A 19,293-nucleotide genomic window follows, 5' to 3' on the forward strand; every position below is an offset into this window, starting at 1 on the left:
GAGTACTGGCTATTACCATCCAGGGGGCGGGCCGCGATGCCGGACAGCAGGACCAATGAGCTCGTGCGGATGTGGATCGACGGCTGGGTCGTCTCCCGCGGCGGCTCGGACCCCATCGACGAGCCGTGGGGATGGACGATCGACGTAGGGCAGCCCCAGCACGTCGCCCGGCACGTGCTGCCGGAGCCCACCGAGGCCGACGTGCGCAAGATCGTCGCCGCGACGAGCGCACCCGGGACGTGGCTGAAACTGTTCGCCGAGGACCAGACGGTTCTGCCTTGGGTCGGGCCGGGCTGGCGGTGCGACGAGCCCGGATTCCTGATGACGTGCCACCTCGAACCGGAGCACACCGAGGTGCCGGCCGCCGGTCACACGCTCACCATCTGGACCCGCGGCGGCGTCAGCCGGGTGCTGGTCCGCACGCGCCACGGGCACTTCGCCGCCCGCGGGCAGATCGCCCACGCCGGCGACCACGTCGTGGTCGACCAGGTCGAGACCGCCGCCGAGCACCGGCGCAAGGGCCTCGGCGGCCTGGTGATGCGCACCCTGCAGAGCACCGCGTACGAGGCCGGCGCGAGGACGGGCGTCCTGGTCGGCACGCCCGAGGGCCGGGCCCTCTACTCCTCGCTGGGCTGGACCACTCGCTCCCCGATGGCGAGCCTCTGGTACGAACCCTCGGATTCCGCCCAAGTGGGACCCCTAGCGCAGGGCGGCGAAGGCCTGGGTGAAGGCGAGCGGCTGCTGGAGCACTGAACTGCACGTCGCGTCGGCGTAGTTGACGGCTCCGGCCGGGCACTGCTTGTCGCGGGCCGCGGACCACATCGCGAGGCGGCCGATGCCCTTCGACTTCGCGAAGTCCACCAGCTGCGTCGCGTCGGAGACGGTGAAGACCTCGCTCACGACGTCGTTGACGCCGATCATCGGCGTGACGGCGACCGTCTTCCAGGCGGCCGCGTCGGACAGTCCGAGCACCGCCTTGACCTGCGCCTGCGTGGCCGTCGCGGCCTGGATCGCGTACTGCCCCATGTCGCCGCCGTAGGCGGGGCCGTAGTCCATCGCCATGATGTTGACCCCGTCGACCCGCACCCCCGCCTTCTTCGCGTCCGCGAGCAGCGCCACGCCGGGCTGGGTGAGGCCCTCCGGCATCACGGGCAGGGTGAAGGCCACGTCCAGGCCCGGGTGGGACTTCTGCAGCTGGGCGACGGCCTGCGCGCGGCGGGTGTTGGCCGCGGTGTCGGGCAGGGCCGCGCCCTCGATGTCGAAGTCGACCTTGGTCAGCCGGTACTCGTCGACGACCTTGCCGTACGCGGCCGCCAGCTCGGTCGCGGTGGAGCAGTTCAGGGCCAGTTCGTGCCCGGCGGCGCCGCCGAAGGAGACCCGTACGTCCCCGCCCTTGGCCCGCAGGGCCCCGATCTGCGCGGCCACCTTGTCGCTGGCGAGGTCGGTGACCCCGCCCCACAGCGGGGTGCAGCCTCCGCCGGAGGTGACGAAGGCGAGGTGGAACTCCTTCACGCCCGTCCTGGTCGCGGTGTCGACCAGGTCGTAGGCGGGGTAGAGGGAGGTGTCCACGTACGGGGCGAAGCGCGCGCCCCCTCCCGGGCTCCCCGCCGCCGGCGGCGGCGTGGCGGATGCGGACGGGGTCGCGGTCCGGGTCGGCTGCCCGGTGGGCGCGCCCGGCGCGGGAGCGGTGGCGCCGGGCGACGCCGACGCCGATGCCGATGCGCTCGGCGCCGGGGCGGTGGTGGGGCGGCCGCCCGGTGTGGGCGCCGTGCCCGTGTCGGCCGAGCACTTCGCCCCGTCGATGCGGCAGGCCGTCGGTGCTCCGGGGGTGCCGGTCCCGCTCGCCACGAAGCCGATGGTGACCGAGGCCCCGGCGGCGAGCGATCGGTTCCATTCGGCCGGCTTCACGGTGACGTGGCGCCCGGACACCGTGTGGGTGCCGTTCCACAGGGAATCGATCTTCGTCCCCGCGGGCAGGTCGAACTCCAGGGTCCACCCCGTCCGCGTCTGTCCCGTGTGGTTGGTGATCACGTACTGGCCGGTGTAACCACCGCCCCAGGAGCTGGACTTCGTGTACACGGCTCCCACCGAGGCGGCCTGCGCCGTACCGGTGTGGAGGAGGGCCGCACCGCCGATCACCACCGCCGCCGCGACCGCGCCCACGGCCTTCGCCGTCTTGCTCGTCCTGCGCCGGTGACCGGTGGTGCTGCCCATCGCGTGCCTGCCTCTGAAGTACGGGGGGTTGGGGGGTGAGGCAGTACGCTAGCCGCCCGGAAACGGACATTCGATCGATTCGGGGCGGCCCGCTTGAGCCTTAGGTTCCGCTTAAGGGAGCGATCGGGGGGCGTTAAGCCTGCCGGCCCCGCCATCCGGGCCGACCGGGGCGGGCGGCCCGGCCTAACCCACGTCGACCCCGGCCGACCCCGGCCGACCCCGGCCCTCAAGTCCACTCCGTGAACAGTCGGTTGATCCCGGAGCGCGCCCGCCCCGCGGGGCATATGCTCCCTTCGTACGTCAGTACGCCGCGCATCCGCGTGCACGCGATCCGTGAAGGGGACCGCCCCGTGAGTGTCCGAATTCAACCCTCCTCCCAGGTCGACGAGACGGCCGAGCTCGGGGACGGGACCACGATCTGGGATCTGGCGCAGGTGCGGGAGAAGGCGCGCCTCGGCCGGGACTGCATCGTGGGGCGCGGGGCGTACGTCGGCCCCGGCGTGAAGATCGGCGACAACGTCAAGCTGCAGAACTACGCGCTCGTGTACGAGCCCGCCGAGCTCGGCGACGGCGTGTTCATCGGCCCGGCCGTGGTGCTCACCAACGACTTCTACCCACGGGCGGTCGATCCCGACGGCCGCCAGAAGCGCGGCGGCGACTGGGAGGCCGCCGGTGTCGTGGTGGCCGAGGGCGCCTCGCTCGGGGCCCGGTCGGTGTGCGTGGCGGGAGTCCGCGTGGGGCGCTGGGCACTGGTGGCGGCCGGCGCGGTCGTCTCCCGGGACGTGCCGGACTTCGCCCTGGTCGCGGGGGTCCCGGCCCGCCGCATCGGCTGGGTGGGCCGGGCCGGGGTCCGCCTGGTGGAACGCGAGGGCGAGCCGGGCGTGTGGGAGTGCCCGCGCACCGGCGTGCTGCACGAGGAGACGGACGGCGCACTGAGGGAACGGACCTGACGGAACGTCCGCAATTTAGGTCAGCGGCATTTCCTCAAAACCACAATCAACGAACATCCTTGGGCATACCTTGTCCCTGTACACGGGATCTGAGCAGGCAACAGGCTGTGTTCAGTGGGGGGTTGTACACGACGAGGGCATCGAGGACAAGGGGACGGCCGGCGCCACAGCGCCCGCCCGCCGCCGCCGTCCGCGATAGCTCCGGTCCGGGGCGCCACTGGAGGGGGATCCAGAAGGCGGCCGCGGACGGTTTCGTGCCATCGGGGGGTCACACCGCGGGCACGTGCCCCGTCATGCGCGTCCCCTCCACCGAACGACGACCGCCGGGTCTGTCCGAGGAACAATTCAGAGGGGGTAGGTGTGTTGGAGCCGTACAGCTCGGACATACGGGGTGTGCTCGGCACACAGGGATCCGGGGTGGGGACCCGATGAACACCACACGATTAGGAGCACTTGCCGACGAGGACGCGTCGCTGCACGCGCTGGCCGAGCGGCTGCTCGCGCTGGCCGAGGCGGGGCTGCCCGAGATGTACCTCCGGGGCGCGGAGACCTTCGTGTTCACGCGGGTGGGGACGGTCGCGCCCGACGGCACCCGCCGTGTTGAGCGGCGCGGTACCAGCACCCGGTACGCGGCCATCACCGCGCTCGGCGCGCGGTACCTTCCGGAGGACCGGCAGCGCGCCCTGTTCGGCGGGCTCACCGCCGGGGAGTTCACGGCGCTGCTGGTGGACCGGCTGCCCGCCGTGACGAACCTCGGCGACGCCGCGCTCATCGCCTGGGCCGCGGCCGAGACCGGGCACCCGAAGCTGGCGGACGCCCTCGCGCGCGTGGCCGTACTGGACGTCGCCGGACGGCCGCAGTACACGGTCGAAGCGGCCTGGGTGCTCTCCGCGCTCGCCGCCGCCCGCACCGAGGTGGACGTGGAGTACCGCCTCTCGGCGGCCCGCGACCGCCTGCTGTCCGCCAGGCAGGGCGACAGCCCGCTGTTCGCGCACGCCACCGGGCGGGGGCTGGTCCCCGGCTACCGCTCCCACGTGGCCTGCTTCGCGGACCAGACCTATCCGCTCCAGGCGCTGGCCCGGCTCCACGCGAGCGGTTCGGATCCGGTGGCCCTCGCGGCCGCCGACGCCTGCGCCGCCCGCATCTGCGCCCTGCAGGGGGACGGCGGACAGTGGTGGTGGCACTACGACGCCCGCACGGGCGGCGTGGTGGAGGGCTACCCGGTCTACAGCGTGCACCAGCACGCCATGGCCCCGACCGCCCTCTTCGACCTGGCCGAAGCGGGCGGCACCGACTTCGGCGCCGCGATCCGCCGGGGTCTGCGCTGGATGACGGACGTGCCCGAGATCGCCGGATCCGACGGCACCCCGCGCGAGTCCATGATCCGCGAGGACTTCGGGGTCACCTGGCGCAAGGTCTACCGGGGCGACCCCGTCAAGGCCGTCCGCGCCGCCCGCGGAGTGACCACCCGGGTGCTCCCGCAGGCGCGGCTGGCGCCGCTCGACCGGATCTTCCGCCCCCTGGCGGTCGACCGCGAGTGCAGGCCCTACGAGTTCGGCTGGCTGCTCCACGCCTGGCTCGGGGGTCCCGGGAAATGAACCACAGACGGACCCTCTTCGGGATCGGGCTCGACGCCCTGACGATGGACGAGACCGTACGGCGCTGCCTCCAGGCCGTGCGGCGCGGGGAACAGATCGAGATCGGCATGGTCAACGCGGCCAAGCTGGTCAACATGCGCCGCGACCCCCGCCTCGCCGCGGCGGTCGGCGGCTGCGACCTCGTCCTGGCCGACGGCCAGGCCGTGGTGTGGGCCGGCCGCGTACTCGGCGTCCGGCTGCCCGAACGGGTCGCCGGAATCGACCTGTTCATGCGCCTGCTGGCCGCCGCCGAGGGCGCGGACGTACCCGTCTACCTGCTCGGCGCCCGGGATGAGGTCCTGGAGCTGATGCTCCGCCGGATCTCCGAGCAGTTCCCGGCGCTGCGCGTGGCCGGCAGCCGCAACGGCTACTTCGAGGACGCCGAGCAGGGCGCGATCGCCGACGCCGTCGCCGAGAGCGGGGCCAAGCTGCTGTTCCTCGGCATGACCTCGCCCAAGAAGGAGATCTTCACCGCCGGCTTCGGCAAGCGCACCGGCGCCCACGTGGTGCACGGTGTCGGCGGATCCTTCGACATCCTGGCCGGGATCACCAAGCGGGCGCCCCTCGTCTGGCAGCGGATGGGACTCGAGTGGTTCTACCGCACGCTCCAGGAGCCGCGCCGCCTCGGCAAGCGCTACCTCACCACCAATGCGGCCTTCCTCCTCATGACGGTCCGGGAACTCATCCGCCGCACCCCGTCTGCCGGTTCCGCGAACAGGAGTCACTGATGCGTGTCGTCGTCGTGGGACAGGGATACGTCGGCCTTCCGCTGGCCATCAGGGCAGCCGAGGTCGGACACCACGTAGTGGGTTACGACGTGGACGCGCGGCGGGTCAAGAGCCTGGCCGCCGGCGAGTCGTACGTGGAGGACGTCTCCTCCGAGCGGCTGGCCCGGGCCCTGGAGCTCGGCACCTACCAGGCCAGCGAACTCGCCCGCGACTGCGGCGGGTTCGACGTCGCGGTCGTCACGGTCCCGACCCCCCTGCAGGACGGCGCCCCCGACCTGCGCTACATCGAGGAGTCGGCGCGCACCCTGGCCCGCTTCCTGCGGCCCGGCGCGACCGTCGTGCTGGAGTCCACCACCTACCCGGGCACCACCGAGGAGCTGTTCGGCCCGATCCTGGAGGACGGCTCGGGACTCACCGCCGGCGTCGACTTCCACCTGGGCTACAGCCCGGAGCGCATCGACCCCGGCAACACCGTCTGGGGCTTCCAGCAGACGCCCAAGGTCGTCTCCGGGGTGACCGCCGCCTCCCTCAAGGCCGTCGAGACCTTCTACGCGGGCCTCGTCGACACGACGGTGCCGGTGCGCTCGCCCAAGGAGGCCGAGCTGGCGAAGCTGCTGGAGAACACCTTCCGGCACGTGAACATCGCGCTGGTCAACGAGATAGCCATGTTCGCCCGCCACCTCGACATCGACGTGTGGCAGACCATCGAGGCCGCGGCGAGCAAGCCGTTCGGCTTCATGAAGTTCACCCCGGGCCCCGGGGTCGGCGGCCACTGCCTGCCGATCGACCCCTCGTACCTGTCCTGGCGGGTGCAGCGCGAGCTCGGCCAGAACTTCCGCTTCGTCGAGCTGGCCAACGACATCAACAGCCACATGCCCGAGTACGTCTCGCGCCGGGTCATGGACGCCCTCAACGCCAAGCGCCGCTCGGTCAACGGCTCCCGGATCCTGCTCCTGGGGCTGGCGTACAAGAAGAACACCGGCGACGCCCGGGAATCGCCGGCGGTGCGCGTGGCGCAGCTGCTCCTCGACATGGGCGCCAAGGTGCGCGCGGCCGACCCGCACGTGGTGGAGGGCATCAAGGCCGATGCGCGCCTCTCGCGGGTCGAGCCGACCAAGAAGGAGCTGGCCGCCGCCGACGTGGTGGTCCTGCTCACGGACCACGACGCCTTCGACTACGCGATGGTCACCGAGCACGCCTCCTTGATCCTCGATTGCCGCAACCGGCTGTCCGGCCCCAAGGTGGAGGTGCTCTGAGACCATGGCGAGGATCATCTGCGTGGCCGGGGCACGGCCCAACTACATGAAGATCAAACCGGTGATGGACGCACTGGAGCGCCGCGGCGCCGAGGTCGTCCTCGTCCACACCGGCCAGCACTACGACGACTCCATGAACGACGTCTTCTTCCGCGACCTCGGCATCCGTCCCCCCGACCGGTACCTGGGGGCCGGCTCCGGCAGCCACGCCCAGCAGACCGGCCGGGTGATGGCGGCCTTCGAGCCGTTGGTCGAGGAGCTGGCGCCGGACGCCGTCGTGGTGGTCGGCGACATCAACTCCACCCTCGCCTGCGCCCTGGTGACCGCGAAGGCCGGCCCGCTGCTGGCCCACGTGGAAGCCGGACTGCGCAGCCGGGACTGGAGCATGCCCGAGGAGGTCAACCGGGTCGCCACCGACCGCGTCAGCGACTACCTGCTGGCCCCCTCGCCCGACGCGGCCGCGAACCTGCGGTCCGAGGGGTACCGGGAGGATCAGATCCACGTCGTCGGCAACGTCATGATCGACACCCTGTTCGCCAATCTGGAGCGGGCCAGGGAATCCGACGTCCTGGACCGGTACGGGCTCACCCGCGGCGGGTACGGGCTGGTCACCCTGCACCGGCCGGCCAACGTGGACGATCCCGAGGCCCTGCGCGGCCTCCTGAAGGCGCTGGGCGAGATCTCCGGGCGCTGTCCGCTGCTGCTGCCCGTGCACCCACGGGCGGCCGAGCGGCTCGCCGAGATCGGGGTCCCCGGCGGCATCCGGCTCGTGCCGGCCGCCGGTTACCTCGACTTCATCGCCCTGCAGGACTCGGCCAGGGTGGTGCTCACCGACTCCGGGGGCATCCAGGAGGAGACCACCGCCCTCGGGGTGCCCTGTGTGACCCTGCGGGAGAACACCGAGCGCCCCATCACCGTCGAGCAGGGCACCAACGTCCTGGCGGGCACCGATCCGGAGCGCATCACCGCCACGGTGAACCGGGTGCTCGACGATCCGCCCGCGCCCCGCTGCCCCGAGCTCTGGGACGGCCGCGCGAGCGAGCGCATCGCGCGGGTCCTGCTGGACGGCGGAACCTCGGCGACCCGGCCGCGGCCCACCGACTCGGTTCCGGCGGGGGCGCCCGCGGCGCCGTAGCGCCCGGGCACCACCACAAGGCCGCTACACCGCACCACATCGACAACCGTATTCACCGCACAGAACAGGGCGGCGGCGCGTGCACGACACGACGCCGCCGCGAGGGGGAACACCATGGATCTCGCGGAGATCTGGCGGGTCATGCGCAGGCGCTGGTACGTACTGCTGCCCGGACTGCTGCTCACGGCCGCGCTGACCACCGGCGTGTACCTGATGGTCCCGGTGGAGTACCTGTCGCAGAGCACCGTGACGCTGCTGAACTCGAAGAAGGCCACGGTGGCCTTCGACGGCAACCCCTTCCTGAGCACCCAGGCCTCGCTCACCGGAATGGCGGACGGCCTCGCCCGCAACCTCAACTCCGACGACTCCAAGGCGGCCCTCAAGTCCCAGGGCCTCACCGGAACGTACGAGGCGAAGATCGCCGACAACGCCCAGGGGCCCTTCATGTGGCTGAGCGTCACGGGGACCGACCCGGCCGCCGTCCTGAAGTCGGACCAGATCTTCACCGCCTACGCCGAGAAGCGGCTCCAGGAGTTCCAGTCCCAGCAGGCGGTCGCACCGGAGGCCATGATCCGCATGGCGACGATCGTCCCGCCTCAGAAGCCGGAGCCCCAGACCAAGACCCGGATCCAGTACCTGGTCATGGCGGGGGCCCTGGGCTTCGTACTGAGCCTGGTGGCGACCTTCTTCGTGGAGGCCCGCCGCCGCAAGGCCGACAACCCCGGCGGCGGGCCTCCACGAAGAAGATCGCCACCAGGCTCAGCCGTCGTAGGCGAGCGGGGTGCCGGCCGGGATGTCGCCGACACGCAGGCTCCGCAGCCGGGTGGCGGCGTGGACCGGCGAGCGGGTCAGCGGGCCCGCGAGGGCGGCGGCGAGCAGGCGGGGGCCGGCGCGGCCGCCGCCGTGGACGAGCCGGACGTCGGGCAGGCCCGCCCCGAGGCCCGCGCGGTAGCCGTCCTCGACGGCGAGATCGTCGCCGTCGGCGACGAGGCCGACGTCCGCGACTGGCGCGGACCCGGCACCGAGACCGTCGACCTCGCCGGCGCCACGCTCACCCCCGGCCTCACCGACGCCCACAGCCACCCCGTCTGGGGCATCGAGATGGCCGCCGGCACGGACCTGTCCGCCGTCACCGACCTCGACCAGCTCCGCGCCGCCCTGCGCGAGGCCGGCCGCGGCCCCGGCGGCTGGGTCCTCGGCCACGGCCTCGACCACAACGCCTTCGGCGGCCGCCCCGTGGACAAGGCGCTGATCGAGGACGCCGTCGCCGGCGCCCCCGCCTTCCTGCGCCTCTACGACGGCCACTCCGCCCTCGCCTCCGGCGCGGCCCTCGCCGCCGCCGGGGTCACCGGCCCGCGCACCTTCGCCCAGCGCTCCGAGATCGTCTGCGACGGCGCCGGGCGGCCCACCGGCCACCTCATCGAGCACGCCGCGATGGACCTGGTGGGCTCGCTGGCGCCGAAGCCCACGTACGCGGAGCGCCGCGGGAGCCTCAGCCGGCTGCTGTCCGACATGGCCGCCACCGGCCTGACCGGCGCACACGTCATGGACCTCGGCGACGGCGACGTACCGGCGCTGCTCGCCGGCGTCGAGTACGAGGACGACCTGCCGCTGCGGCTGCGGCTCTCCCCCTGGTGCATGCCCGGCGCCACCGACGCCGACCTGGAGGAGCTGATCGGGACGCAGCTGCTCGGCGGCCGCCACTGGCAGGTCGCCGGCGTGAAGTTCTTCATGGACGGCACCGTCGAGGGCGGCACCGCCTGGCTCGAACACGCCGACTGCCACGGCCGGGGCACCGAGGCCTTCTGGCCCGACCCCGAGGCCTACGCCCGCGCCGTACGGTCCCTCGACGCGGCCGGGGTCCGTACTGCGACCCACGCCATCGGCGACGCGGCGGTCCGCCACGTCCTGGACACCGTGGCCTCGCTGGGCCCCCGCGCCCGGATGCGGCACCGCATCGAGCACATCGAAACGGTCCCCGACGACCAGCTGAAGCGGTTCGCGGAGCTCGGGGTGATCGCCTCGATGCAGCCGCCGCACACCGCCTACACCCGGGCCGACCACGGCGACGAGTGGTCCAAGCGGCTGGGGGAGGAGCGGGCCGGCCGCGCCTGGCGCTGCCGGGACCTGCGCGAAGCCGGGGCGGTGCTCGCCCTCGGCTCGGACTGGCCGATCGCCCACCACGACGCCCGCCGGGTGCTGGCCGTCGCCCGCAGCCCGCTCGGCGCGGCCTCGGCCGGTACGCCGGCCTGGCGCGGGGCGGCCCTGACCGGGCTCATGGCCCTGGAGGGCATGACCTCGCACGCCGCGCTCGCGGCGGGGGAGGAACGGGTGGCGGGCCGGATCGCGGCCGGATTCCGGGCGGACCTGACGGCCCTCGGCCTGGACCCGGTGGACGCTCCGGCGGACGAGCTGGCCGAGGCCCCGGTCCGGCTCACGATGTCGGGCGGCCGGATCACCCACCGGACGGCGTCGGGGTGAGCGGCTCCATCCGGGCCCTCGCGCTCGCCCTCGCCGGGATGGGCGACACCCGGGCGCTGCCCACCCTGCGGGAGCTCGCGAAGCAGGACCGGCTGCCCAGCGGGGGCGCCTGGACCCCCATCCTGGCCCCGATGCCCGCAGCGGACCTGCTCCCCGTACTGCTGCCGGGCCTGCGGCCGGCGCGCGAGCACACCCACGACCCGAGCATCCCCACCTTCGCACTGCTCGCGGCCGTGGACCCCGCCTGGACCGGCAACCCGGCGCTGCCCACGCGGGAGGCCGTCCGCCTGCTCGGGGAGATCGGCGCCCCGGCCGCGGCTGCCGCGCCCGTACTGCGCACCGTCCTGGCCTCGGAAGAACGCCTCGACCACCCCTACGACGGGGTGCGCGTCCTGGCCGACGAGACCTACGTACGGACCCTCGCCGGGGCCCTGGAGCGGATCGATCCCGGCGGGGCTCAGCTGCGGAAGCGGCCCAGCGCCGGATGGTTCAGGAGGGCCGCCGTCACCGGGTGGCGGCCCGTCTCCTCGGGCCGGCGCGGCAGCCGGTGAGGGAGGGACCCGTACCAGGCGCGGGAGACGGCGAAGCCGAAGGCGAGGCAGAGCATGCCGCCCACGGCGTCGAGCCAGAAGTGGTTGGCGGTGGACACGATCACGACCAGTGTCGCCGCGGGGTAGAGCAGGCCCAGGATCCGGGCCCAGGGGGCGGAGGCGACCGCGAAGATCGTCAGCCCGCACCAGAGCGACCACCCTATGTGCATGGAGGGCATGGCCGCGTACTGGTTCGACATGTGCTTGAGGTTGCCCGAGGCCATGGAGCCCCAGGTGTGGTGCACCAGCACGGTGTCGACGAAGTTCTGCCCGTTCATCAGCCGGGGCGGCGCGAGCGGGTAGAAGTAGTAGCCGACCAGGGCGACGCCCGTGGTGGCGAAGAGGACGAGCCGCGTCGCCGCGTACCGCCCCGGATGAAAGCGGTAGATCCAGACCAGGACACCGATGGTCATCACGAAGTGGAGGGTGGCGTAGTAGTAGTTCATGCCCACGATCAGCCACGTCACCGCATTGACGGCGTGGTTGACCTTCTCCTCCACGGCGATGCCGAGGGCGCCCTCCACCTTCCAGATCCAGTCGGCGTTCGCGAGCGCGGCCGCCTTCTGCTCGGGCACGGCGTTGCGGATCAGCGAGTACGTCCAGTAGCTGACCGCGATCAGCAGGACCTCGAACCAGATCCGGGGCCGGCGGGGTGCGCGCAGCCGCGAGAGCAGGGCACCCTCGGACGACGCCGGGCGGTCCTGCTCCTCGGTCACGGTGGGTGACGAGACGTCCGTCCGGGTATCCAGTGTCTTCACGCTCGCTTCACCCATAGGAAAAGAGTCTGCCAGATGGCGTACTCGCCTCCGATCATCCCCTGGGACGGTCTTGGCCGCAGCCCCTCCACCTCGCGGACGACCCGGGGCCTTGCGCCCCTAGGGACCTGACCCGGACTGACCCCGACTGACCCGGCCTGGCTCGGCCTGGCTCGGCCCTGCACTCAGGAGCGCGCGGGGCCCCGGCCCTGCTGCGGCCCGGACGCGGTCGAACCGCGGACGACCAGCTCGGGCAGGAAGACGAACTCGCTGTGCGGCGCCGGCGTCCCCCCGATCTCCTCCAGCAGGGTCCGCACCGCGGCCTGGCCCATGGCCTGCACGGGCTGGCGGATCGTGGTCAGCGGCGGATCCGTGAACGCTATGAGCGGGGAGTCGTCGAAGCCCACGACCGAGACGTCCTGGGGGACCCTGAGGCCCTGCTGCCGGGCGGCCCGGATCGCGCCGAGCGCCATCATGTCGCTCGCGCACACCACCGCCGTGCAGCCCCGCTTGATGAGCGCGGCCGCGGCGGCCTGACCGCCCTCCAGCGTGTAGAGGGAGTGCTGGATGAGCTCCTCGACCTCGTCCTCGCCGAGCCCGAGCCGCTCCTTCATGCCCAGCCGGAAGCCCTCGATCTTGCGGAGCACCGGGACGAACCGCTTGGGCCCCACGGCCAGCCCGATCCGGGTGTGCCCGAGCGCCGTCAGGTGGGTCACCGCGAGCTGCATGGCGGCCCGGTCGTCGGGGGAGACGAAGGGGGCCCGCACCTTGTCGGAGAAACCGTTGATGAGGACGTACGGGACGCCCTGCCCCCGGAGTTGGTCGTAGCGGCCCATGTCGGCCGTGGTGTCCGCGTGCAGCCCGGAGACGAAGATGATCCCGGAGACCCCGCGGTCCACCAGCATCTCGGTCAGCTCGTCCTCGGTGGACCCGCCGGGCGTCTGCGTGGCCAGCACCGGCGTGTACCCCTGCCGGGTCAGCGCCTGGCCGATGACCTGGGCGAGCGCCGGGAAGATGGGGTTGTCCAGCTCGGGCGTTATCAGGCCGACGAGCCCCGCGCTGCGCTGGCGCAGGCGTACGGGACGTTCGTAACCGAGCACGTCGAGGGCGGCCAGCACGGATTCACGGGTGCCTGCGGCCACACCGGGCTTGCCGTTGAGCACGCGGCTGACTGTGGCTTCGCTGACCCCCGCCTGGGCTGCGATGTCGGCTAGCCGTGCGGTCACGGGATTGGACTGTACCGGTCGCACGCTACAAAGCCCACCAGGTGCACGAATCCGGGGGAAGCCGGACGGTCCGCCCGTCCGCCTCCACCGGAGAGCTGGAGAGGACGGGCCGTCCGGGGGAGGGGAGTTCGACGGCGGCCGGCCGGGTGTTGAGGGTGCAGGCGAAGCCGGGCCGGGTGAAGAGAAGGACACCCTCGGGCGAGGACAGCCAGGTCAGCGGCCCGGCGTCCGGGGCGCCCAGGCCGGGCAGCGCGCGGCGCAGCTCCAGCGCGGCGCGGTACAGCTCCAGCGTCGAGTGCGGGTCGCCGGTCTGCGCGGCCACGCTGAGCCCGGCCCAGTCGGCGGGCTGCGGCAGCCAGCTTCCGCCGTCACCGAACCCGTACGGGGCCCGCGTACCCGACCAGGGGATCGGTACGCGGCCGCCGTCGCGCAGCCCGTCCTGTCCCTCGCCCCTGGCGAACGCCGGGTCCTGGCGCACGGAGTCCGGGAGGTCCACGACCTCGGGCAGGCCCAGCTCCTCGCCCTGGTAGACGTACGCCGACCCGGGCAGCGCCAGCATCAGCAGCGCGGCCGCCCGCGCCCGGGCCAGCCCCCGCGCCCCGCCCCCGAACCGGGTCACATGGCGCACCACGTCATGGTTCGACAGCACCCACGTCGTCGGAGCACCGACCGAGGAGGCGGCGGCCAGCGACTCGTCTACGACGGTCCGCATCGCCGCCGCGTCCCACGGGCAGTTCAGGAACCGGAAGTTGAAGGCCTGGTGCAGCTCGTCGGGGCGGACGTACAGCGCGAGCCGCTCCGAGGTGGGCGCCCAGGCCTCGGCGACCCCGATCCGCGGGCCCTCGTAGGAGTCGAGCAGCCGCCGCCAGGAGCGGTGGATCTCGTGGACCCCGTCCTGATCGAAGAAGGGGAGCGGCTCGGTGCCGATCAGCGTGGCCTGTGCGCCGCGGCCGATGTCCGGCAGCCCCGGGGCCTTGACCATGCCGTGGGCCACGTCGACGCGGAAGCCGTCGACGCCGAGGTCGAGCCAGAACCGCAGGACGGAGGAGAACTCCTCGGCGACCTCCGGGCGGTCCCAGTTCAGATCGGGCTGCTCGGGGGCGAAGAGGTGCAGGTACCACTCCCCGTCGGCGACCCGGGTCCAGGCCGGCCCGCCGAAGACGGACTCCCAGTCGTTGGGCGGCGCGGCGCCGCCGGGGCCGCGCCCGGGGCGGAAGTGGTAGAGGTCCCGGGCCCCGGGAGCGCCGGCCAGGGCCGCCCGGAACCAGGGGTGCTCCTCGGAGGTGTGGTTCGGCACCACGTCCACGATGACGCGCAGACCCAGCGCGTGGGCGGAGCGGACGAGGGCGTCGGCGTCGGAGAGGTCCCCGAAGAGCGGGTCGACGGCCCGGTAGTCGGCGACGTCGTAGCCGCCGTCCGCCTGGGGGGAGACGTAGAAGGGGGTCAGCCACACCGCGTCGACCCCGAGCCGGGCCAGGTGGGGGAGGCGCTCGCGGACCCCGCGCAGGTCCCCGACGCCGTCGCCGTCGCTGTCGGCGAAGGAGCGCACGTACACCTGGTAGATGACGGCATCGCGCCACCAGCCGCCGCTCGCGGTGGCGTTGCTGGAAGCTCTTGCAAGCCGGTTCGCCGTCAACTCATGGGTCATATCGGGTCAACGCGAGTACGCGCCCGCTGGTTGCGGGCCCGGACAGTCGAAGACGGTTCGAACTAACAGCAAGCTGCGGCAACCGTACGGACACGCAGATGTAACGATCAGCGTCTCTTGCAGAAAATTGCCGCAAGCTCTTTCGGACGGCTTTCAGGCTTGTTACGTTCTCGGCAACTCGGGACCGCGAGGCGCGGCCGGAATCATCGAAGGAGTTCATATGCGGCGTGGCATAGCGGCCACCGCGCTGGTCGCGGCTCTGGCGCTCGCGGCGACGGCTTGCGGCGGTGACACCAAGGACGCGGACGGCGGCGCCAAGGCCGGCGGGGAGCTCTCCGGCACGGTCACGTGGTGGGACACCTCGAACGACGCCGAGAAGGCGTCCTTCCAGAAGATCGCCGAGGCGTTCACCGCCAAGCACCCCAAGGTGACCGTCAAGTACGTCAACGTCCCCTACGGCGACGCGCAGAACAAGGTCAAGAACGCCTTCAGCAGCGGCTCCGAGGCCCCGGACGTGATCCGTGCCGACGTCGGCTGGGTCGCGGACTTCGCCTCGCTCGGCTACCTCGCCGAGGTCCCGGCCGACACGGCCAAGAAGGTCGACGCCGAATTCCTGCCCCAGGCCGCGGCCAGCGGCAAGTACGAGGGCAAGACCTACGGCATCCCGCAGGTCATCGACACCATGGGCCTCTTCTACAACAAGAAGATGCTCGCCGACGCCGGCGTCCAGCCCCCCAAGACGCTGGAGGAGCTGAAGACCGCCGCCGCCGCCATCAAGGCCAAGACCGGCAAGGCCGGCCTCTACCTGCGCGGCGACGACTCGTACTGGTTCCTGCCGCTCATCTACGGAGAGGGCGGCGACCTCGTCGACGCGAAGACCAAGACGGTCACCGTCGACAACCCGGCGGGCGTCAAGGCCTTCAAGGCCGCCCGCGACCTGGTCGCCTCCGGCGCGGCGATCACCAACGCCACCGACGGCTGGACCAACATGCAGACCGCCTTCAAGTCGGGCGAGGCCGCCATGATGATCAACGGCCCCTGGGCCGTGGCCGACACCTACGCGGGCGACCAGTTCAAGGACAAGGCCAACCTCGGCATCGCCGCCGTCCCGGCCGGCTCCGTCAAGGCGGGCGCCCCGCAGGGCGGCCACGACCTCGCCGTCTACGCGGGCTCCAAGAACATCACCGCCGCGCAGGCCTTCGTCGACTACATGACCTCGCAGGAGGTGCAGGTCCAGTCCGCCAAGGAGCTGAGCCTGCTCCCGACCCGGACCGCCGCCTACGAGCAGCCCGACGTCAAGTCCAGCGAGATGGTCCAGTTCTTCAAGCCGGCCGTCGACAAGGCCGTCGAGCGCGCCTGGATCCCGGAGAACGGCTCCCTCTTCGAGCCGCTCAAGGTCGAATACACCAAGGCCATCACCGGGGCGACGAGCCCGGAGGACGCGGCCAAGGCGTCCGGCGCCGAATTCCGCAAGATCCTCAAGGGCTGGAAGTAACGAAACATGGCTGCTCACACCAGCCAGTCGGTGGCGAAGGCCGCGGGCAGCGAGGTCGGTCCTGACGCCGACACCGCCGCCCGCGGCCGGAGCCGCAGGACTGACAACGGGAACCGCCCTGGACTCAGGCGCGCGCTCGCCACCCACTGGTACGCCTGGGCCATGGTCGCCCCGGTCGTGCTCGTCCTCGGCGTGATCATCGGCTGGCCGCTCGTCCGCGGCGTCTACCTGTCGCTGACCGACGCCACCGAGCGCAATGTCGGCCGTACGATCGGCGCCAACCACATCGAGGCGACGTACCAATTCGTCGGACTCGACAACTACGCCACCGTCCTCGCCGACCCGGTGTTCCTGCAGCGGCTGGTGTGGACGGTCCTGTGGACCGTCGCCTGCGTGTCGATCACCTTCGCGCTCGGCCTCGCCCTCGCCACCATGCTCAACCGCGAGTTCAAGGGACGCGCCGCCTACCGGATGGCACTCATCCTGCCCTGGGCCGTCCCCGGATTCGTCTCCGTCTTCGCCTGGCGGTTCCTCTTCAACCGCGACAACGGCATCCTCAACAAGCTTCTCGAAGGCGGCGGCATCACCGCCGTCCCGTGGCTCGACGACCCGACCTGGGCCAAGCTCTCGGTCATCGCCGTCAACGTCTGGCTCGGCGTCCCCTTCATGATGGTCGCCCTGCTCGGCGGCATGCAGTCCATCCCCGGCGAGCTCTACGAAGCCGCCGAGATGGACGGGGCCACCCCCTGGCAGCGGTTCCGCCACATCACCCTGCCGGGACTGCGCGCGGTCAGCATGACGGTGATCCTGCTCTCCACCATCTGGACCTTCAACATGTTCCCGGTGATCTTCCTGCTCACCCGGGGCGGACCGGGCGACTCCACCGAGATCCTGGTCACCCAGGCCTTCCGCGAGGCGTTCGTGACGAGCCCGCGCGACTTCGCCGGCTCCGCTACCTGGGGCGTCCTGATCCTCCTGCTGCTCATGATCTTCGCGCTGGTCTACCGGCGCTCGCTGCGCAAGCAGGGAGAGGTGTGGTGACCGTGACGACGACCTCCACGAAGGCTGCCGCGAAGGCGGCCTCCACGAAGGCTTCCACGACGAAGGCCTCCACGACCACGGCCTCCACCCGCCCGCGGGGCAAGCGCTCCCCGCTCGCCTCCGCCGGCCTGCACGGCACCCTCATCGCCGCGTCCGTGATCGCCGTCTTCCCGGTGCTCTGGGTCCTGCTGACCTCGCTCAAGCCCGCCAAGCAGGCCATCAGCACGGACTTCGTCAAGGACCCGACCCTGGAGAACTACCGCTTCCTGGTGGAGTCGACCTCCTTCTTCACCTGGTTCGGCAACTCCGTGCTCGTCGCCGGCATCACCACCGTCCTCGGCGTGTTCATCGCGGCCACCACCGGATACGCCGTCAGCCGCTTCAGGTTCCCCGGCATGCGCCCCCTCATGTGGACCCTGCTCATCACGCAGATGTTCCCCATGGCCATCCTGATCGTCCCGCTCTACAACCTCATGGGACAGATGGGACTGCTCAACCAGCCGCTCGGCCTGATCGTCACCTACCTGACCATCGCCGTGCCGTTCTGCGCCTGGATGATGAAGGGCTTCTTCGACACCATCCCGGTCGAGATCGACGAATCCGGCCGCGTCGACGGGCTCAACCCCTTCGGCACCTTCTGGCGCCTGATCCTCCCGCTCGCCAAGCCCGGCCTCGCCGTCACCGGCTTCTACTCCTTCATCACCGCATGGGGCGAAGTCGCGTACGCCTCCGCCTTCATGACCGGCGAGGAGAACCTCACCCTGGCCGGCGGACTGCAGACCTTCGTCACCCAGTACACCGCCAACTGGGGTCCGATGACCGCCGCCTCGGTCGTCATCGCGATCCCCGCGGCACTCTTCTTCGTCTTCGCCCAGCGCCACCTCGTCGCCGGGATGACGGCGGGCGCGACCAAGGGCTGACCACCCCGCGCTCCGCCCCTCCTACCGCCCGGCCCGACCTCTCCAAGGACGACATGACCCAGCACCTCGCCGACGCACTCCCCACCTCCACCGGCACCCTGCCCGGCTGGTGGAGAGAAGCGGTGATCTACCAGGTCTATCCGCGCAGCTTCGCCGACTCCAACGGGGACGGCATGGGGGACCTCGAAGGCATCCGCAGCCGCCTGCCCTACCTCAAGGAACTCGGCGTCGACGCCGTGTGGCTCAGCCCCTTCTACGCCTCCCCGCAGGCCGACGCCGGCTACGACGTCGCCGACTACCGGGCCATCGACCCGATGTTCGGCACCCTGCACGACGCCGACGCCGTGATCCGCGAAGCCCACGCGCTGGACCTGCGGATCATCGTCGACCTCGTCCCCAACCACTGCTCCGACCAGCACGAATGGTTCAAGCAGGCGCTCCGCGAGGGCCCGGGGTCCCCGCTGCGCGAACGCTTCCACTTCCGGCCCGGAGCGGGCGAGGACGGCACCGAGCCGCCCAACGACTGGGAGTCGATCTTCGGCGGGCCGGCCTGGACCCGGGTCGCCGACGGGGAGTGGTACCTGCACCTCTTCGCCCCCGAACAGCCCGACTTCAACTGGGAACACCCCGCCGTCCAGGACGAGTTCCGCTCGATCCTGCGGTTCTGGCTCGACCTCGGCGTCGACGGCTTCCGCATCGACGTGGCCCACGGCCTGGTCAAGGCCCCCGGCCTGCCCGACCTCGGCCGCGGCGGACAGCTCAAGCTGCTCGGCAACCAGGTGCTGCCCTTCTTCGACCAGGACGGCGTCCACGAGATCTACCGCTCCTGGCGCACCGTGCTCGACGAGTACGCGGGCGACCGCATCGGCGTCGCCGAGGCGTGGACGCCCAGCGCCGAGCGCACGGCCATGTACCTGCGCTCCGACGAGCTGCACCAGGCCTTCAACTTCCACTACCTGAACACCGGATGGGACGCGCGGGCACTGCGCGCCACCATCGACGACTCGCTGGACGCGATGCGCCCGGTCGGTGCTCCGACGACGTGGGTGCTGTCGAACCATGACGTGGTGCGCCATGTGACCCGGTTCGGGGGCGGGGCGCGGGGGCTGGCCCGGGCAAGGCTCCCAGTAGACGACTGGGTTGATAGGCCAGATGTGGAAGCCCGGTAACGGGTGGAGCTGACTGGTACTAATAGGCCGAGGGCTTGTCCTCAGTTG

General features: G+C 71.8%; 15 protein-coding genes and 2 pseudogenes. 12 read left to right on the forward strand and 5 right to left on the reverse strand.

The window, feature by feature from the left end; translation table 11 throughout:
* Positions 1–36 precede the first annotated feature (36 nt).
* Positions 37–753 carry a GNAT family N-acetyltransferase gene (locus DRB89_RS32735; RefSeq protein WP_239516444.1) on the forward strand — a complete coding sequence of 239 codons (717 nt, stop codon included), beginning with the start codon at positions 37–39 and terminating at the stop codon, positions 751–753.
* On the opposite strand, the gene DRB89_RS32740 is transcribed toward DRB89_RS32735, so the two are convergent.
* Positions 700–2,214 carry a cellulose binding domain-containing protein gene (locus tag DRB89_RS32740; RefSeq protein WP_112451890.1) on the reverse strand — a complete coding sequence of 505 codons (1,515 nt, stop codon included), beginning with the start codon at positions 2,212–2,214 and terminating at the stop codon, positions 700–702. The two genes, DRB89_RS32735 and DRB89_RS32740, sit on opposite strands and share 54 nt — an antisense overlap.
* A 350-nt stretch (positions 2,215–2,564) precedes the next feature.
* Here DRB89_RS32740 and DRB89_RS32745 point away from each other — a divergent pair, with 350 nt between their 5' ends.
* The 5 genes from DRB89_RS32745 (at position 2,565) to wecB (ending at position 7,920) form a co-directional block, all read left to right on the forward strand.
* A complete protein-coding gene (locus DRB89_RS32745) occupies positions 2,565–3,164 on the forward strand; it encodes an acyltransferase (RefSeq protein WP_112454050.1) in 600 nt (199 codons plus the stop codon).
* 428 nt (positions 3,165–3,592) lie between these two features.
* A complete protein-coding gene (locus tag DRB89_RS32750; RefSeq protein WP_112451891.1) occupies positions 3,593–4,762 on the forward strand; it encodes a hypothetical protein in 1,170 nt (389 codons plus the stop codon).
* The gene (locus DRB89_RS32755; RefSeq protein ID WP_112451892.1) at positions 4,759–5,529 is read left to right on the forward strand and encodes a WecB/TagA/CpsF family glycosyltransferase; all 771 of its coding nucleotides are present in this window, start codon (positions 4,759–4,761) and stop codon (positions 5,527–5,529) included. Before DRB89_RS32750 ends, DRB89_RS32755 begins: the two co-directional genes overlap by 4 nt.
* Entirely contained in the window at positions 5,529–6,785 is a 1,257-nt protein-coding gene (locus DRB89_RS32760) for a nucleotide sugar dehydrogenase (protein WP_112451893.1), read from the forward strand. Before DRB89_RS32755 ends, DRB89_RS32760 begins: the two co-directional genes overlap by 1 nt.
* A gap of 4 nt (positions 6,786–6,789) precedes the next feature.
* Complete coding sequence (gene wecB, locus DRB89_RS32765) at positions 6,790–7,920, forward strand: UDP-N-acetylglucosamine 2-epimerase (non-hydrolyzing) (RefSeq protein ID WP_112451894.1); 1,131 nt, start codon at positions 6,790–6,792, stop codon at positions 7,918–7,920.
* Between the two features lie 762 nt (positions 7,921–8,682).
* On the opposite strand, the pseudogene DRB89_RS45175 reads toward wecB, so the two are convergent.
* Positions 8,683–8,850: pseudogene (locus tag DRB89_RS45175) on the reverse strand (phosphoesterase); the annotation flags it as partial.
* On the opposite strand from DRB89_RS45175, the gene DRB89_RS32770 reads away from it, so the two are divergent.
* Positions 8,824–10,401 (forward strand): amidohydrolase, encoded by a 1,578-nt coding sequence (locus DRB89_RS32770; RefSeq protein ID WP_239516895.1) that lies wholly within the window; start codon positions 8,824–8,826, stop codon positions 10,399–10,401. The pseudogene DRB89_RS45175 and the gene DRB89_RS32770 sit on opposite strands and share 27 nt — an antisense overlap.
* On the forward strand, positions 10,398–10,952 hold the full coding sequence (locus tag DRB89_RS32775) for a hypothetical protein (protein ID WP_112452679.1): 555 nt from the start codon (positions 10,398–10,400) through the stop codon (positions 10,950–10,952). The genes DRB89_RS32770 and DRB89_RS32775 overlap by 4 nt, the downstream gene beginning before the upstream one ends.
* Here the strand turns inward: DRB89_RS32775 and DRB89_RS32780 are convergent.
* The 3 genes from DRB89_RS32780 to DRB89_RS32790 all read right to left on the reverse strand — a co-directional run bounded on the left by DRB89_RS32780 (position 10,859) and on the right by DRB89_RS32790 (position 14,620).
* The gene (locus DRB89_RS32780) at positions 10,859–11,764 is read right to left on the reverse strand and encodes a phosphatase PAP2 family protein (RefSeq protein ID WP_239516445.1); all 906 of its coding nucleotides are present in this window, start codon (positions 11,762–11,764) and stop codon (positions 10,859–10,861) included. The genes DRB89_RS32775 and DRB89_RS32780 overlap by 94 nt on opposite strands.
* Before the next feature lie 167 nt (positions 11,765–11,931).
* Complete coding sequence (locus tag DRB89_RS32785; protein WP_112454322.1) at positions 11,932–12,972, reverse strand: LacI family DNA-binding transcriptional regulator; 1,041 nt, start codon at positions 12,970–12,972, stop codon at positions 11,932–11,934.
* A gap of 25 nt (positions 12,973–12,997) precedes the next feature.
* Entirely contained in the window at positions 12,998–14,620 is a 1,623-nt protein-coding gene (locus DRB89_RS32790) for a glycoside hydrolase family 13 protein (protein ID WP_112463530.1), read from the reverse strand.
* Between the two features lie 220 nt (positions 14,621–14,840).
* On the opposite strand from DRB89_RS32790, the gene DRB89_RS32795 reads away from it, so the two are divergent.
* From DRB89_RS32795 to DRB89_RS32810, 4 genes and pseudogenes are all read left to right on the forward strand, one after another.
* Complete coding sequence (locus tag DRB89_RS32795; RefSeq protein ID WP_112452624.1) at positions 14,841–16,115, forward strand: extracellular solute-binding protein; 1,275 nt, start codon at positions 14,841–14,843, stop codon at positions 16,113–16,115.
* Positions 16,116–16,121: 6 nt separating this feature from the next.
* Entirely contained in the window at positions 16,122–17,156 is a 1,035-nt protein-coding gene (locus tag DRB89_RS32800; RefSeq protein ID WP_112452625.1) for a sugar ABC transporter permease, read from the forward strand.
* A 128-nt stretch (positions 17,157–17,284) separates the two neighbouring features.
* On the forward strand, positions 17,285–18,076 hold the full coding sequence (locus DRB89_RS32805; protein WP_112454300.1) for a carbohydrate ABC transporter permease: 792 nt from the start codon (positions 17,285–17,287) through the stop codon (positions 18,074–18,076).
* A 53-nt stretch (positions 18,077–18,129) separates the two neighbouring features.
* Positions 18,130–19,167: pseudogene (locus DRB89_RS32810) on the forward strand (alpha-amylase family glycosyl hydrolase); the annotation flags it as partial.
* Positions 19,168–19,293: the final 126 nt, after the last annotated feature.

This window comes from Streptomyces sp. ICC4 (assembly GCF_003287915.1).
GTDB classification, from domain to species: Bacteria; Actinomycetota; Actinomycetes; order Streptomycetales; family Streptomycetaceae; genus Streptomyces; species Streptomyces tritrimontium.